Origin of the sequence: Soonwooa sp. (assembly GCF_032062245.1) — a bacterium.
GTDB lineage: Bacteria > Bacteroidota > Bacteroidia > Flavobacteriales > Weeksellaceae > Soonwooa.
Genome location: NZ_DAMBQF010000001.1, coordinates 326,793 through 342,416 on the forward strand (window position 1 = coordinate 326,793; position 15,624 = coordinate 342,416).

A 15,624-nucleotide genomic window follows, 5' to 3' on the forward strand; every position below is an offset into this window, starting at 1 on the left:
ATCAATTATTTACAAAAAAAATGAAAATTTTACATATCGAAACTTCTTCTAAAAACTGTTCTGTCGCTATTTCTGATGGTGATAAGTTACTTTGTCTTTGTGAGGAGGTTTCCGAAAATTATAAACAATCCGAAAGCCTACATACCTTTGTAGAATGGGCAATGGAAGGTGCCGAAATTGAGTTAAAAGATCTCAACGCTGTGTGCCTTGGGAAAGGTCCCGGATCTTACACAGGATTAAGAATTGGTGCAGCTTCTGCAAAGGGATTTTGTTTTGGATTAAACCTTCCTCTGCTATCAATTAATTCTTTAGATAGCATGGTTGAAAAATTTGTCAATCAAGGATTTGACAAAATAATTCCGTTGATTGATGCGCGAAGAATGGAAGTCTACACCGCAGCTTATGACGGAAAGACTGGCAACGAAATTTCGGCAACCGAAGCTTTGGTTTTGGATGAAAATTCTTTCCAAGATTTAAAAGAAGAAAAAGTTTTATTTGTTGGTGATGGCGTGACAAAAGCACAAGACATTCTTAATCTTCCCAATGCTAGTTTTGATGCTACAATTTATCCATCAGCTCAATATTTAATTAAAAAAGCGGTGGAAAAATTTAATAATAAAGATTTTGAAGATGTTGCTTATTTTGAACCATTTTATCTAAAAGATTTTCATGGTGTCAAAAGAGCCGATCGCATAAAAAAATCCTGAGCCACAACTCAGGATTTTGTTTTTATTTTTTAGAAATTTTATAAAGTTTTCCGCTGTCCGTAATGGCGTAAAGCGATCCATCTTTTGCATCCAAGACATCTCGAAAACGTTCGCCATCATCTTCTAATAGGCGTTCTTCTCCAACAACTTTATTATCTTTAATGACGATTCTGTCGATATGTTCGCCGCTGAGACAAGCGATAAACAGATTGTTTTTCCATTCGTCAATAGAGCCTGTGTAAAACGTAATTCCGCTCGGAGAAATCACTGGATCCCAATAATAAACGGGCTGCTCCATACCTTCTTTCTGAGAAATATGTTTTCCGATATTATCACCGCTATATTCGATGCCATAGGTAATTGTTGGCCAGCCGTAATTTTTTGCGGGTTTTATTAAATTAATTTCGTCGCCACCGCGTGGTCCAAATTCGGAGTTCCAAAGTTCTCCTGTCGAAGGATCGATCGCCAAACCTTGTACATTGCGATGTCCATAAGAATAGATTTCGGGTTTTGCATCTTTACTATGGAGGAAAGGATTTCCTGCAGCTGGTTTCCCGTCTTTTGTAATTCTAACAATTTTTCCGAGATAGGTTGTTAAATCTTGTGCCAAAGGTCGCGTAACTTTATCAGAACGCTCGCCTGTGCTCACAAAAAGATTTCCGTCTTTATCAAAAACGATACGACTTCCATAATGCAATTTGCCATCATAAGAAGGCGTTGCTCGAAAAATAACTTGGGGATTTTCAATTTTGGACTCGTCGGCAGAAAGTTTTCCTTTCGCAACTGATGTTAAATTTCCTTTCTCGAAAGGTTCGGAAAAAGTCCAAAAAATCATTTTATTATTTTGATAATCAGGATCGACTGCAACATCCAAAAGTCCGCCTTGCCCCGATGCATCAACTTTTGGAAAACCTTGAATTTTTTTGTTCGTTTTTCCATCAGCGCCAACCAAATTAACAAAGCCTGACTTTTCAGTTACCAAAAATCGTCCGTCAGGAAGTTGGGCTATTCCCCAAGGTTTTCCTAAAGAAGAATTGAGAACTTCGCTTTTATATTCGGTTTTGGATCTAACGGCAGGAATTCTTGTTTGTCCCGGAAATGCTGGCTCCAGATCCACAGAGTTTGGTTTCCCAGTTTCGACAGACTTTGTTGCGTTAGATTTATTTTGGGATTTGGAGTCGCAGGAACATAAAAAACTTAAGGCAACAACTGCAAATATTTTATAATTGATTTTCATAATTTTAAGTTTAAAATTTAACATTCAAAAAGCGTGATTCGTAAAGTTAGTTATTTTTTATTTTTTTGATTTAAACTTAAAAACAGTCTGAATTTCATTTAATAATAAAAACAAAAAAGCCCCGAAAAATCGAGGCTTATTGAGTTTAAAAATAAAAACTAAATTTTAATTTTTAATTACTTTAAGTGTTTGCGATTGTCCATCAGCAAGCTCAACTTTAAGAAGATAAGTTCCTGGCGCTAATTGTGACATATTAAGTTTCGCATCTTTAATCTGAGATTTTGAAGAAACGATTTGTCCCGCAATATTATAAACAACAACTTGTTTGATTTCTTTTTTAGTATTGAAATTAACAACATCTTTAACTGGGTTTGGATAGAATGTTAACCTTTCAGTTTTAACATCAGAAGTCGCTAATACCGAACATTCGATACCATAAATTAATTCTTGAGGAATTGTAATCCACATACCTGGCGCAGGGCTAATTGCCATACCAGCACCAATGTTACTAGGCCCTGTAATTTGCCATCCTCCAGTATTAGAATCTACAGACATCCAATAAGTTTTGTTAGCATCTAGAGTCATCGGCGTATCAAAACCTAAAACAAAATTATAAACATTACTACCTTCAGCATTTCCAACTAATGTTTTTCCCTTAATGCTTGCTGTTAAAGATTTTAGCTCAGTTCCAGGCACATTGTTACCTGCGTTGTCATATAACTTAACCGTGAAAGTTGGTGTCGCTGTAGCATCCGTTTCGTAAACGTTAATATTAACACCATAAGCGGTAAAACCTTGTGCACCAACTGGAATATCAAATGCTGATTTTGTTGATCCGAAAACCGCTGAACCGCCAAAATTATCTGCAGTTACTTTTTGCTCAGCACAAGAAAGAGAAGTTGGCAACTTAATCAAAAACGGAACATATTTGTTATTAGAATTTAGTCCGTTACCACTTATCATTTTACCATCACCAGAAATCCCTGTTGGGAAAGTAAGGTTAAGGCCATTTCTGTTCAGTCCTAAATTATCAACATACGTATTAAGAGATATACGACCTGTCGCTTGTGTCCAGATAAAGCCTTCATTAGGCAGTCCAACATTTTGAGTCGCACTTTGGTTACCTACAATCACGCTACCGTCATCACTAATTGCGTTTGCAAATCCAATGTAACCATCTTGTGCGTTAGGATGGGGGATAACAACAAGACCTGTTTCTTCGCTCCATTTCCAAGCATTATAGTTATAAGCTCCACCGATAATCCATTTACCGTTTGCAGAAATATCTAATGCTTCCCAAACTTTAGCACCTTGTTGATCTGTTATATAATGTTGTTGTCCATTTTTCCAATATACAGCATCCCAACTTCCGAAGTCGCTTTCTTGCCATCCAACAACAGTCGATCCATCTGCACTGATGCCATTGGCTCTTGTATTACGTTCTGCAATAGAACTTCCCAAATTAACCAAACCTGTAGCTGCAGTCCACTTGAAGGCGTTCATATTCATATTATTAATCCATCCGCCACCAACAATCGCAGTACCGTCCGCCGAAATAGCAAAAGGTGCAGTTGTATTGCCATCAATAGCTGCGCCCATTCCTCCAATAAAGTTATATTGTTTTGTTACGGGATTATAAGTTGCTGCTTCTACTTGATTATTCTGTGGATTGGTTGCTGCTAAAGCATAGACAGATCCATTGGCTGACAAAGAAGGATTACCAGGAATAAGGCTGTCATTCGATAAAGAATCTATCATTTTTAAACCTTGTTGCTCTGTCCACGTATAATTGGCTTTATTCGTTTTTAAAAGAACTAAGCCATCATTATTAACTTTTGATGCGTAAGTTACTGGTCCTGTGTCTCCTTTAGGGATTTCAAAAACTTGGGCATTCGCGATGCCACCTAGTAATGCAAAACTCAAAACTGAAAGTTTTACATTTCGTAAATAAAGGTATTTCATAAAAATTTTTTGTTGGCATAAAAGGTTATATTTTTAAGAATTTAGCATCAAAAAAAAATAATATTTTAACATACTATGACTAAATAACATTATATATAATTAAAATAACATACTTCTAATTATTACTAAACTAAACATAAGTAATCTTCATTCGCAATTAATATAAACATTCAACTGTATTTAACAGAATATTGTTTTTAAAAATCTGTGTGAAATTAATCACTTTTAAAACCAAGAAGAACTTAGCTAAAATAATTTTCAAAAGAAAAATTGCTTTTCGTAATTTTGATGTATGAATTTTAAACTTCAATCTGAATATCAACCGACTGGTGATCAACCACAAGCCATCGAAAAACTGGTAAAAGGCCTCCAAATTGGTGAAAAATATCAAACGCTACTCGGCGTAACGGGTTCTGGTAAAACCTTTACCATCGCAAATGTTGTCAACCAAATCCAACGGCCGACGATTGTCTTGGCGCATAATAAGACTTTGGCGGCACAGCTTTTTATGGAGTTTAAAGAGTTTTTTCCAGATAATGCGGTAGAATACTTTGTAAGTTACTACGACTATTATCAACCAGAAGCCTATATTGCAACGACTGGAACATACATCGAAAAAGACCTCAGCATCAACGAAGAAGTTGAAAAGCTTCGTCTATCGGCAACCGCTTCCCTACTTTCGGGACGTCGCGATGTGTTGATTGTCGCTTCTGTATCGTGTATTTATGGTATCGGAAATCCAACCGAATTTCATAAATCTTTGATTACAATTGAGAAAAATGAAAAAATATCAAGAACCAAACTTCTTCACTCGTTAGTTAACGCATTATATTCTAGAGCTTTAAATGATTTTCAGCGAGGAACTTTCCGAGTAAAAGGTGATGTTGTAGACATTTTTCCAGCTTATGCAGATAACGCAGTTAGAATTCAATTCTTCGGTGACGAAATTGAAAAAATCCAAAGCTTTGACCCTGTAAATGGAAATGTAGAAGCTAATTTTGAACAAATTAATATCTATCCTGCGAATCTGTTTGTTACTTCACCAGAAACCATGCAAGGTGCGATTCGAGATATACAGGATGACTTGGTTAAGCAAGTTGATTTTTTTAATTCGATCGAAAAACCTTTAGAAGCAAAACGTTTACAAGAGCGTACAGAATTAGATTTAGAAATGATAAAAGAACTTGGTTACTGTTCTGGTATCGAAAATTATTCTCGTTATATGGATGGCAGATTGCCTGGATCTCGACCTTTCTGTCTCCTGGACTACTTCCCGAAAGATTTTTTGATGGTTATTGATGAGAGCCATGTAACCATTCCTCAAGTTCATGCGATGTATGGCGGCGACCGAAGTCGCAAAGAATCTTTGGTTGAATATGGCTTCCGTTTGCCTGCAGCGATGGACAATCGTCCGTTGAAGTTTCCTGAGTTTGAACAAATGCAAAATCAGGTTATTTATGTATCAGCAACGCCAGCAGATTATGAATTAGAGAAAACTGGTGGTGAATATATCGAGCAAATTATCCGTCCGACTGGACTTTTAGACCCAATAATTGAAGTAAGACCAAGCCTTAATCAAATTGATGATTTAATTGAAGAAATACAAAAAAGATCAGAAGTTGATGAGCGAACTTTGGTAACAACTTTAACCAAAAAAATGGCGGAAGAGCTCACCAAATATTTCACAAAATTCGGAATAAGAACACGTTACATTCACTCTGATGTAGAAACACTTGAACGTATCCAGATTATGCAGGATTTGCGTTTAGGTCTTTTCGACGTGTTGATTGGTGTTAATTTATTAAGAGAAGGCTTGGATTTACCAGAAGTATCGTTGGTTGCGATTTTGGATGCAGATAAAGAAGGTATGTTAAGAAGTCGCCGATCGATGATACAAACTGTTGGTCGTGCAGCAAGAAATGTAAATGGTAAAGCGATTATGTATGCGGATAAAATAACAAAATCGATGCAAGCTACTATCGATGAAACCTTGTATCGACGCGAAAAACAAATCCGTTATAATGAAATAAACGGTCTGGTACCAACTGCCTTGAATAAAAAAATTAGTGAAAATCTTGTAGGTAGGAGCAAAGATTTCCCTGATGAAAAATATACTCAAAAATCTATATTACAAGAAGTTGCAGAAGTTAAAGCAACCTATGCGAATGAAGATATTCAGAAATTAATTGAGCAAAAACAAAAAGAAATGGAAGAAGCTGCCAAGAAATTAGACTTTATAGCAGCTGCCAAATTACGTGACGAAATCGCAGCTTTGAAAGCTTAATTGATTAAATTTACAATTTATAAACCCGAGGTTTAGAAGGAGCTTCGGGCTTTTTGTGCTCACGTATCGCTGTAAAGATATGATCTAAACCATTAAGTTTAACTTCATAAATCGTTGCTAACTGAGAACCTAATTTGTTTTGAGGAAAACCTTTGCGATTGAACCATTCTAGATAGGAAATTGGAAGATCAATAATCCACTCGTGTTTATACTTTCCAAATGGCATTTTTATCTTGCAAAGCTCTTGTAGAATTTCGGGCGTCATTTTATATAATTAATTCGACTTTTTGCTCAAGTTCTTCATTATCAGGTAATAAAATATCTTTCGGAGAATCGTCGTCATCGTCGGAAAATTCGTTGCGATAAACCTGAATTAATAAAACCGTCACAGACACCAAAATTGGCCCAAATATTAAACCTAAAAAACCAAAGATATTCATCCCTGCAATAATTCCGAAGACCGTATTTAGAGGGTGGATGTTTTCTAGTTTTTTTAATAATGTAAATCGAAGTAGATTGTCTGTTAAACCAACTACAACCAAACAATAAGCAGCTAATCCTAGCCCTGGACCTGTTTGGCCTTCCGCAATCATAAAAATACAAACCGGAACATAGACTAGTGCAGCTCCAACTATTGGGATCATACTTGCAACAAATGTCAAGGCAAATAAAAGGACTGGACTCGGTGCTCCAAAAATAAAATAACCGACTAATCCAACAATACCTTGTCCAAGTGCAACTACGGGAATTCCGATCGCATTTGCAATTACCATTTTTCGGATTTTTTCGCCTAATAAATTAATATTTGCTTTTTTGAAAGGTGCTGCATTTGTAAGTAATTTCTCAAACTTACGAGGATCAACCAGCATAAAATACAAGATAAAATACATCGAAAATATAATCGTGAATGTATTAAAAGTTGTACTAAGAGCCGATGTTGAAAACTTGCCAGCTGCAGCTTTTAGTTTGTCAAGATTTTCTTTGCTAAGAATATCAACATGTATTTGCGCATAGACATAATCATGCACTTTATCGATAAATGCATTGAATTTTCCCATATAAGCTTGGGCATTTCCCAACTTCTCAATGAGCATATCTACGATCCAATACACTGGTAGAATAAGAATTAGCAGCGTTGCAATTATTATAACTGTGGCAGCTAAAGATGGTTTCCAATTTTTAACTTCGAGAAGATACAAAAGATATTTTCGCGAGATGATATATAAAGTTAAAGCGCCTAGCAAAGAAGGTATAAATAAGGCGAGATTGTAGCAAATGAGCCCAACCAATATGACAATCAGTAAGATAAGGGCAATTTGTTTAATAACGTTTCCGCTAATTTGTTTTTCAGAGTTAGGCACTTTAATTGTTTTTATTTAATTAAGAATTGTAAGTAATTTGTTTTGGAAGTCCAACAAATGCAATATATAATGAATAAGCAGCAGTTAGATAAAATGGCGCTGTTGCCAAAAGTCCAATACCACAAAGGATAATACCAGCAAAACTAATAATCGCTGATAACACCGCAACACCTAAAAAGGTACCATAATTTTCTTTAGCGATGTTAAAAGCCTTTGTTATTGCATCAATTGCACTCGCTTTTTCGAAAATCAAAATTGGATAACCAATAAAAAATAATGGCATTAATAATAAACCAGGAATTAAACAAGCAGAGAATCCAATCGTTAAAATAATACCAGTTATTAAACTATAAACAATAATGTTAATTAAATTCTCTTTGTAAGCATAAAACAAATCTGAGAAAGAAACTTGTTGTTTAGTATTTACTTTATGAGAAATATAAATTAATCCCAAAAATAGTGGAGACAATAAAAGCCCAAAGAAAGACGAAATTGCATAATAAGTTTTAAGTCCTGGGATTGCTAAATAGTCAATCTGACCGCCACTTATCATAGCTTCTTCATAAATTGCTTGAGAGTTAAATCCAGAAATGGCTTGGATTATAAAAGAAATAATAAGGTAAAGAATCATCGTTACAATTGCGTAAAGCACTACACCTTTGTATGTCTCAAAAGCATGAGAAATAATGTCGCCCGTGTTCTTAGCTGGGACTTTTGCATGCGAATCAAATTCGTTAAATGTTTCCATATTTTATTTTTTGTTGTTCCAAATTACAATTTTTTCTAAAGATTTAGATTAATTATATAAAAATTTTAATTTTTCACAGTAAAAATCTGTCGAAAACACGAATAAATGATAGCATTCCAAAACGGAAAGGTCAATAATATTCCAAATCCAAACATCAAAATACCAGAATATGAAAATAAAATCGCAACAATTGTACAAACGAAAATAATGAAAAAGTTGTCACGAATCCCCTGAAAGCTCTTACCAATCGCCTGAAAACTATTAATGTTAGTAAAAAACATCAATGGACTAACAAAAAAAGTAACTAAAACCCAAACCAACAGCAAAGGCGCAAAAATAGAACATAGGTAATATACGCAACCCCAAAAAATCCCGTAGGTGAAATATTTGAAAAAACTAACGCCTTGGTAACCCGCCAACATATCGTTCAGACCAGGATTTTCGCCCATCTCCTTCATGGCATAGACTTTAAACATCCCAATATTAAGAGGGAAAACCAAAGCTTTTATCAAAACAATAACATACACAAAATTCGAATATTCTGGTGTCACCGCAAGTTCTCGAAGTTTTGCCATGAAAGCATCTGGATCCGACTGCATCAATGGTGCAAAGTCTTCAACCTTTTTATTAATTCCGAAATAATTAAACGCAAAAGATGCCAAAACTAAAAGTATCGCAAAATAAAAAATGCTAAAACTTATCTGGAACTTCATCGTATTGCTCCACAAAGCAAAAGCACGAGAAAGTACAATATTGATTTCAGAATTGTTGGGAGTATTCTCCATATTGGTTTATATTTGAGCTGCAAAAATAAAGCTTCAAAGCCTAATAAAAGAATGTTACAAGAAATTCATTTTGATTTCGCAGCTATTGACAAACTTTCTTTGTCAAAAATTCCGTTTGTGTTTTTTATTGATTTTCTAAAAGAAAAAATGATTCTTTTAACAGAAAGTGAACTTAAAAATTCGAATATTAAAATAGAATTTCCAAATATACAAAGTGCTAGTAAAGCAGTATTTAGTAATAAAAAATTCAATCTTAGCTTTAATGCTGAATCTTTAGAATCTTACCGAAAAGGATTTGATTTGGTTCAAGAAAATTTGAAGAAAGGCAACTCATATTTAGTAAATTATACCAGAAAAACACCGATCAAAATTAATTATACTTTAGAAGAAGTTTTTGCACATTCTAAAGCAAAATATAAAGCTTGCATTCCGAATAAATTTGTATTTTTTTCTCCCGAAACTTTTATTGAAATAAAAGACAATCAGATTGTTACACATCCAATGAAGGGTACAATAGATGCCGATATTCCTAATGCAAAAGAACTTCTGAAAGCCAACATTAAAGAAAAGGCTGAACATTATACCGTTGTAGATTTGCTGCGAAATGATCTAAGTATGGTCGCAAATGATGTTAAAGTGGATCAATTTCAACGGATTGATTATATCCAAACACAACAAAAAAATCTTTTTGCAATGAGTTCGGAAATTTCAGGAACATTAAAACCTAAATTTCAGAATAAAATCGGTAGCATTCTTAATCTTCTTTTGCCAGCTGGCTCCATTCTTGGCGCACCAAAAAAGAAAACTTTAGAAATAATTTTGGAAGCCGAAAATTATGATCGAGGTTTTTATTCTGGCATTTCTGGTTTTTTTGATGGCGAAAATTTAGATTCTTGCGTCATGATTCGTTTTATTGAAAAAGAAGGCGACAAGTTTGTTTTTAAAAGCGGCGGTGGCATTACGCATCAAAGCCAATTACTCGACGAATACGAAGAAGTGAAAAATAAAATTTATGCTCCAATTTATTGAAAGTATCAAAGTGGAAGATCAAAAAATCTTCCTTGCAGAATTGCATCAACAACGAATGATTGAGACTTTTTCGCACTTCGAAAAAGATTGTCGAATTGATGTTTTAGAAGTTTTTAAAAATTTGAATCATGACGAAGATGGCTTGTACAAATTCCGTTTAGTTTACGATTTAGAAAATAATTTTAAAACCCAAATGTTACCTTATTCTATCTCAGAAATTGAAGATTTCGAATTAGTTACTGATGATAATCTAAACTATCAATTTAAGTATATTGATAGAAAAAACTTAGATCTTTTAAAACAAAAATCGCACGCTAACGAAGTCATCATTCTACAAAACGGAAATGTAACTGATACCAGTTTTAGCAATTTGCTTTTCTTAAAAGATAAAACTTGGTACACGCCCGAAACTTATTTGTTAAATGGTGTACAAAGACAACATCTTTTAAAACAGAGACAAATAAAGTCAACAGCAATTTCGGTTGATAATATTTTGGAATTCTCTCATTTGCAAATCATTAATGCATTGAATGATTTTGATGAAAATTTCGTTTATCCTATTTCAAGAATTAAAAATCTACCTTCCAAAATTTTGGATATAGACGATTTATAAAGTTTGTGTTAAATTTTCAAAATAAGCTTTTAACTTATCTTCATTATGATGTCCTTTTGTCATCACTTCAAGGATTTTTGGCTTTTGACCAGGTTTAAAGAAAGACTCAATCACTCGATCTAGACTCAATTCGTCTTCCGCTTTTATGTAATCGAAACCGAAATGTTTTACTAAAAGTTCGGCACTTTTGTGATGTTGTGTGGCAATTAACTCATCGACCGCGTTGGTATCACTCGGTCCCGGAATAATTCTGAAAATGTTGCCTTCACCATTATTAAAAATCACAATTCGCGCAAACGGCGGAATGTATTGGTTCCAAAGTCCGTTGATGTCGTAGAAAAAGCTAATATCTCCAGTTATCAAAAGTGTTGGCTCATCAGTCATCATCGCAAATCCCATCGCAGTTGAGGTGCAACCATCGATGCCGCTTGTCCCGCGATTACAATAACAATCATATTTATTAAAATCAAAAAGTTGAGCATAACGAATAGCCGAACTGTTTGAAAAATGGACTTTATAATTGGCAGGAATAAAGTCCGAAAGCATGTTAAACAAGTAAAAATCTGAATAGCCAATTTTTGGAAGTGTAGCATCGTGACGCGCATCGGCTTTATCTCTCAAAACATCCCACAAATTGTAATATGGCGATGGTTCTAGATTGATATTATTCAACAATTTAGAGAAAAACACTTCTGGCTTTGCTTCAATATTTCGGTCTAAAACAAAGTAAGTGTCTGGTTGCCAGTTCTCATCAACATGCCAATGATGTTTTGGTTTTGCTTCACGTAAAAATTTCTTAACCTTCTTAGAAACAACATTTTGACCAACTGTAATCAACAAATCTGGCGCATAAGTTTTGAAATCTTCTTCATTAAAATTAAAAATATAACGATCAATATGTGAGAAGAATTTTTCGTTGTTTAAGTTCGAAGTTACTTCCGTTAAAACTACAACGCTATGATTTTTAACCAATTGCGACAATTGCATTTGCAACTCAGGATTTGGATCTTGACTTCCAACCAAAATCAAAATTCGTTTTGAAGTATTCCATTCTGCGGTCAAACTTGGTAAAAAATCGAATTTCTTTTTTTGAATCGTTGACTCAACACTTGGTAAAACAGGAAGTTCGTTGACTAGATTATAAAGAGGCTCACTTAACGGAATATTAATATGTACAGGTCCGCTTTTTTCAAAACATAATTCGACTGCTTTTTTCACAATATCAAGATTATAATCATAAGAACCTTCTTCTTTATCTTCTTTTAACTGAAAATCGCCGTAGGAATGTTGTTGATAAAGATGATTCTGGCGAATCGTTTGTCCATCAAAAATATCAACATAATTAGCAGGTCGATCTGCTGTTAAAATCAACAACGGGATATTTTGATAAAATGCTTCAACAATCGCAGGGTAATAATTAGTCGCTGCCGATCCACTGGTGCACGTTAATGCAACAGGTTTTTTAAGAGCTTTAGCCATCCCCATTCCTACAAAACCTGCAGAGCGCTCATCCACAATACTATAACATTGCATCTCGTCCATTTCGGAAAAATGAATTGCCAAAGGCGCGTTTCGAGAACCTGGTGATACAACAATCTTATCGATGCCATATTGTTGTAGAACATGTGCTAAAATCTGTACGCTTCGTATTGAGGAATATTGTTTCATTAGATATAATCTTAAGTTTGGCAAAATTAGTCAAAAAACATGGCATTTTTAGTTGCCATATATTTCAAAAATCGATAACAACAAGTTAAAAAGCTTATAAATATTGCAAAGATTTAATCCAATTAACATTAGAACAATTTAAAATAAACTATTATTTAAGAATCTAAAACACTTAATTATGACTATTTTAACACGATATTTTGTTATTTTTTATTAAAAAATTATGCGCTCCATAAATTCTTGGTCTTATTTTTGATTAGGACTTAAATAGAAGAAATAATATGAAGAAATTGATGTTAGCAGCTTTAGGTTGCTTTATGATGACAACAGCTTCGGCTCAGGCTTGGAATGGAAAAGGCGATCAAAAGGTACAAGCAGGTCTTAATTTTTATGGAAGTGAAGGTCTAGGTCTTAAAGGTAGTTACGATTATGGTATCGCAGATGCCATTTCGGTAGGAGCGGGATTAGGTCTCTATTTTGGAAAAAACGATTCTAAATCTGACTTTTCAATACATGGACGCTTTAATTATCACTTGCATGATTTACTTAATTTAGATAACAATTTGGATATTTATCCAGGTGTAACTCTAGGCGTTTTGGGCGATACTTTTGATTTTGGGGCACATGTTGGTGTTAGATACTTCTTCACAGAGAACTTTGGAGGTTTTGTAGAATTAGGAAACCGTGGCGGCTTAGGAGTCGTGGTTAATTTATAGAAAATCAGAATAAGAAATATTACACAAACTATTAAAATTTACAATAATGAAAAACTTAGTTAAATCAATCGCTTTATTAGGTGCATTAGCACTAGGGAGTCAATTTGCAAATGCGCAGTCATATAGAGACGCATTAGGTCTTGCAGTAGATTTAGGAGATGGTCCAACATTATTTGGTCCTCAATATAAGCACTCTTTCGATGGAAGAAATGCAGGTAACGTACAAGTATTGTTTGGAGATAACACTACTGTATTAGGTGCAGATTATACCTACAATCAAAAATTCAACGGTGCTGGTGGTCTTGGATGGTACATCGGTGTTGGTCCACAACTTACATTTTGGAAAGCTGGAGGAGATAGCGATACTTCGTTTGCTATTAGACCACAATTAGGTTTAGAATACAAAATCGCATCTGCTCCATTAGCAATGAGCTTTGACTGGAAGCCTTGGTGGAATCTTTCTAATGATTCTAACTTCGAAGCAGGACGCTTTACTTTAGGATTCAAATATGTTTTGAAATAAGAAATTATTTATAAAAATAGTTAAAAAAGACCTTATCTACGGATAGGGTCTTTTTCTTGTAAACAAATGTAACTCCAATTGCTTACCTTTGCATAATTTAATTTTAAACAAAATAAATGGCACCAGAACAGTTATTTCAATTTATACTGAGTATTTCTATCCTTGTTATTCTACATGAGCTTGGTCACTTTATCCCAGCAAAACTTTTTAAAACTAAAGTTGAGAAGTTCTATCTATTCTTTGATCCCTGGTTTTCGATTGCTAAAAAGAAAATCGGCGAAACCGAATATGGTATTGGTTGGCTTCCATTCGGTGGTTATGTGAAAATCGCAGGTATGGTTGATGAAAGTATGGACACCGATCAACTTAAAAAACCAGCAGAACCTTGGGAATTCCGTAGCAAGCCAGCTTGGCAACGTCTTATCATTATGTTAGGAGGTGTTACGGTTAACTTCTTTTTGGCGTGGCTAATTTATTCTTGTCTTTCTTATTTTAAAGGTGAAAAATATTACGACAATTCAAAGTTTGAAGCTGGAATCGCAGTCACTCCAGAAGGCGAAAAAATGGGTCTTAAAACTGGAGATAAAATTTTAAAAATAGATGGTAAGCCTGCAGAGCGCATGCAAACTTCTATTATGAATATGCTTTTTGCAAATAATGTAACTGTATTGCGTGATGGTAAGGAGGTGACTTTCCCTGTTAATGAAGATGGTGTTGCAGAAGTCTTGAAAGCAAATGAAGCAAAATTGTATTTCAGTAACCGTTTTCCAGCAGTTGTAGATAGCATTGCACCTAATCTTCCTGCAGCGGCAATGGGACTGAAAAAGGGTGACAAAATTATTGAGATTAATAATCAACCAACACAATATTACGATCAAGTGACTACAGCTTTATTACAAAATGCTGGAAAACCAATTACAGTAAAAGTTGATCGAAATAATCAAGTTGAAACTTTACAAACGACACTTGGTAAAGATGGTAAATTAGGTTTCGGTATTAATGGGGCTTTAGCGCAAAAAGAACTTGATAAAACGCAAGTTGTTAAAAGCTACACTTTCCTAGAGTCTATCCCAAGAGGCTTTGAAAGAACTATCGATGTATTGGTAATGCAGGTTAAGCAGTTCAAAATTATCTTTAACAGTAAAACTGAAGGCTACAAAAAAGTATCTGGACCAATTGGTATCATCAAACAAATGCCAGAGACTATTAATTGGGAGTTTTTCTGGAGCTTTACCGCTATGTTCTCTGTTTGGTTGGCATTCCTTAACCTTATTCCGATTCCGGGCTTAGATGGTGGTCATGTTGTTTTCACATTGTGGGAATTGATTACAGGAAAGCCTGTTCCGCAAAAAGTTTTAGAAAATGCACAAATGATAGGTGTTATTTTCTTACTTGGACTAATGGTGTTAATCTTTGGAAACGACATCGTTAAGTGGATAACAGGGAGGTTCTAAAAAATATTTTCAAAAAAAGTTCAAAATAAATTTGGTGCGAATATAAAATCGTTATATATTTGCACCACTTTAAACGAAGGACATTCCTCCTTAGCTCAGTTGGTTAGAGCATCTGACTGTTAATCAGAGGGTCGCTGGTTCGAGCCCAGCAGGAGGAGCTTCTTTACTAAAACACTTACTTTAATAGTAAGTGTTTTTTTGTATACTTAATTATGTATTTTATTTACATTATTTATTCAGAAACTGGCAATCTTTACTATGTTGGATATACTTCAAACATAGAATTAAGATTGCAACAGCATAACGAACAAAACTACTTTAATACTTTTACATCTAAACATCGACCTTGGAAGCTTGCAGCACTTTTCTCTTGCGGAGATCAAGAAAAAGATGCTATTTCGATGGAACGATTTATTAAAAAACAGCATAGTAGAAAGATTATAGAAAAGCTCGTCGATCCAGATTTTAGTCCAGACGGAACACTTAGTCAGTTGGTTAGAGTCCCGAAACTTCGGGATTAATCAGAGGGTCGCTGGT

15 protein-coding genes and 1 tRNA gene are annotated in these 15,624 nt (G+C 34.5%); 9 read left to right on the forward strand and 7 right to left on the reverse strand.

Translation table 11 applies throughout. From position 1 onward, the window contains the following. Nucleotides 1-20: 20 nt before the first annotated feature. On the forward strand, nt 21-707 hold the full coding sequence (tsaB, locus tag RT037_RS01495; RefSeq protein WP_312323004.1) for a tRNA (adenosine(37)-N6)-threonylcarbamoyltransferase complex dimerization subunit type 1 TsaB: 687 nt from the start codon (nt 21-23) through the stop codon (nt 705-707). 22 nt (nt 708-729) lie between these two features. On the opposite strand, the gene RT037_RS01500 is transcribed toward tsaB, so the two are convergent. Beyond that, the gene (locus tag RT037_RS01500; RefSeq protein ID WP_312323002.1) at nt 730-1,944 is read right to left on the reverse strand and encodes a PQQ-dependent sugar dehydrogenase; all 1,215 of its coding nucleotides are present in this window, start codon (nt 1,942-1,944) and stop codon (nt 730-732) included. Nucleotides 1,945-2,109: 165 nt separating this feature from the next. After that, the gene (locus RT037_RS01505; RefSeq protein WP_313027509.1) at nt 2,110-3,906 is read right to left on the reverse strand and encodes a T9SS type A sorting domain-containing protein; all 1,797 of its coding nucleotides are present in this window, start codon (nt 3,904-3,906) and stop codon (nt 2,110-2,112) included. A 292-nt stretch (nt 3,907-4,198) separates the two neighbouring features. Here RT037_RS01505 and uvrB point away from each other — a divergent pair, with 292 nt between their 5' ends. Continuing rightward, complete coding sequence (uvrB, locus tag RT037_RS01510; RefSeq protein ID WP_313027513.1) at nt 4,199-6,190, forward strand: excinuclease ABC subunit UvrB; 1,992 nt, start codon at nt 4,199-4,201, stop codon at nt 6,188-6,190. Between the two features lie 10 nt (nt 6,191-6,200). Here uvrB and RT037_RS01515 read toward each other — a convergent pair whose 3' ends face one another. The 4 genes from RT037_RS01515 to RT037_RS01530 form a co-directional block, all read right to left on the reverse strand. Beyond that, on the reverse strand, nt 6,201-6,455 hold the full coding sequence (locus RT037_RS01515) for a DUF3820 family protein (RefSeq protein WP_312322996.1): 255 nt from the start codon (nt 6,453-6,455) through the stop codon (nt 6,201-6,203). Nucleotide 6,456: 1 nt separating this feature from the next. Next, entirely contained in the window at nt 6,457-7,551 is a 1,095-nt protein-coding gene (locus tag RT037_RS01520; RefSeq protein ID WP_312322995.1) for an AI-2E family transporter, read from the reverse strand. Nucleotides 7,552-7,570: 19 nt separating this feature from the next. Beyond that, entirely contained in the window at nt 7,571-8,299 is a 729-nt protein-coding gene (locus tag RT037_RS01525) for a beta-carotene 15,15'-monooxygenase (protein WP_312322994.1), read from the reverse strand. Between the two features lie 65 nt (nt 8,300-8,364). Further along, on the reverse strand, nt 8,365-9,084 hold the full coding sequence (locus tag RT037_RS01530) for a hypothetical protein (protein ID WP_313027519.1): 720 nt from the start codon (nt 9,082-9,084) through the stop codon (nt 8,365-8,367). Between the two features lie 51 nt (nt 9,085-9,135). Here RT037_RS01530 and RT037_RS01535 point away from each other — a divergent pair, with 51 nt between their 5' ends. Both RT037_RS01535 and RT037_RS01540 read left to right on the forward strand, forming a co-directional pair. Then, on the forward strand, nt 9,136-10,113 hold the full coding sequence (locus RT037_RS01535; protein ID WP_313027522.1) for an aminodeoxychorismate synthase component I: 978 nt from the start codon (nt 9,136-9,138) through the stop codon (nt 10,111-10,113). Further along, nucleotides 10,097-10,726, forward strand: coding sequence for an aminotransferase class IV (locus RT037_RS01540; RefSeq protein ID WP_313027526.1), 630 nt, complete (start codon nt 10,097-10,099; stop codon nt 10,724-10,726). Before RT037_RS01535 ends, RT037_RS01540 begins: the two co-directional genes overlap by 17 nt. Here the strand turns inward: RT037_RS01540 and menD are convergent. Then, nucleotides 10,721-12,394, reverse strand: a complete 1,674-nt coding sequence (menD, locus tag RT037_RS01545; protein ID WP_313027530.1) for a 2-succinyl-5-enolpyruvyl-6-hydroxy-3-cyclohexene-1-carboxylic-acid synthase — start codon at nt 12,392-12,394, stop codon at nt 10,721-10,723. The two genes, RT037_RS01540 and menD, sit on opposite strands and share 6 nt — an antisense overlap. Nucleotides 12,395-12,675: 281 nt before the next feature. Between menD and RT037_RS01550 the strand changes: the two genes are divergently transcribed. From RT037_RS01550 to RT037_RS01570, 5 genes are all read left to right on the forward strand, one after another. After that, nucleotides 12,676-13,110, forward strand: a complete 435-nt coding sequence (locus tag RT037_RS01550; RefSeq protein WP_313027534.1) for a DUF6646 family protein — start codon at nt 12,676-12,678, stop codon at nt 13,108-13,110. Between the two features lie 46 nt (nt 13,111-13,156). After that, entirely contained in the window at nt 13,157-13,633 is a 477-nt protein-coding gene (locus RT037_RS01555; protein WP_313027536.1) for a hypothetical protein, read from the forward strand. Between the two features lie 116 nt (nt 13,634-13,749). After that, the gene (gene rseP, locus RT037_RS01560) at nt 13,750-15,087 is read left to right on the forward strand and encodes an RIP metalloprotease RseP (protein WP_313027540.1); all 1,338 of its coding nucleotides are present in this window, start codon (nt 13,750-13,752) and stop codon (nt 15,085-15,087) included. Between the two features lie 84 nt (nt 15,088-15,171). Further along, nucleotides 15,172-15,245, forward strand: a tRNA-Asn gene (locus RT037_RS01565). A gap of 54 nt (nt 15,246-15,299) precedes the next feature. Next, a complete protein-coding gene (locus RT037_RS01570) occupies nt 15,300-15,608 on the forward strand; it encodes a GIY-YIG nuclease family protein (protein ID WP_313027548.1) in 309 nt (102 codons plus the stop codon). Nucleotides 15,609-15,624: the final 16 nt, after the last annotated feature.

Excerpts from the sequence above, each read along its gene's own strand:
- rseP (WP_313027540.1), top strand. The coding sequence starts at position 13,750 with ATGGCACCAGAACAGTTATTTCAATTTATACTGAGTATTTCTATCCTT.
- RT037_RS01525 (WP_312322994.1), bottom strand. The coding sequence starts at position 8,299 with ATGGAAACATTTAACGAATTTGATTCGCATGCAAAAGTCCCAGCTAAG.
- RT037_RS01535 (WP_313027522.1), top strand. The coding sequence starts at position 9,136 with ATGTTACAAGAAATTCATTTTGATTTCGCAGCTATTGACAAACTTTCT.
- tsaB (WP_312323004.1), top strand. The coding sequence starts at position 21 with ATGAAAATTTTACATATCGAAACTTCTTCTAAAAACTGTTCTGTCGCT.
- RT037_RS01540 (WP_313027526.1), top strand. The coding sequence starts at position 10,097 with ATGCTCCAATTTATTGAAAGTATCAAAGTGGAAGATCAAAAAATCTTC.
- RT037_RS01550 (WP_313027534.1), top strand. The coding sequence starts at position 12,676 with ATGAAGAAATTGATGTTAGCAGCTTTAGGTTGCTTTATGATGACAACA.
- menD (WP_313027530.1), bottom strand. The coding sequence starts at position 12,394 with ATGAAACAATATTCCTCAATACGAAGCGTACAGATTTTAGCACATGTT.
- RT037_RS01505 (WP_313027509.1), bottom strand. The coding sequence starts at position 3,906 with ATGAAATACCTTTATTTACGAAATGTAAAACTTTCAGTTTTGAGTTTT.
- RT037_RS01555 (WP_313027536.1), top strand. The coding sequence starts at position 13,157 with ATGAAAAACTTAGTTAAATCAATCGCTTTATTAGGTGCATTAGCACTA.
- uvrB (WP_313027513.1), top strand. The coding sequence starts at position 4,199 with ATGAATTTTAAACTTCAATCTGAATATCAACCGACTGGTGATCAACCA.
- RT037_RS01530 (WP_313027519.1), bottom strand. The coding sequence starts at position 9,084 with ATGGAGAATACTCCCAACAATTCTGAAATCAATATTGTACTTTCTCGT.
- RT037_RS01515 (WP_312322996.1), bottom strand. The coding sequence starts at position 6,455 with ATGACGCCCGAAATTCTACAAGAGCTTTGCAAGATAAAAATGCCATTT.
- RT037_RS01570 (WP_313027548.1), top strand. The coding sequence starts at position 15,300 with ATGTATTTTATTTACATTATTTATTCAGAAACTGGCAATCTTTACTAT.
- RT037_RS01500 (WP_312323002.1), bottom strand. The coding sequence starts at position 1,944 with ATGAAAATCAATTATAAAATATTTGCAGTTGTTGCCTTAAGTTTTTTA.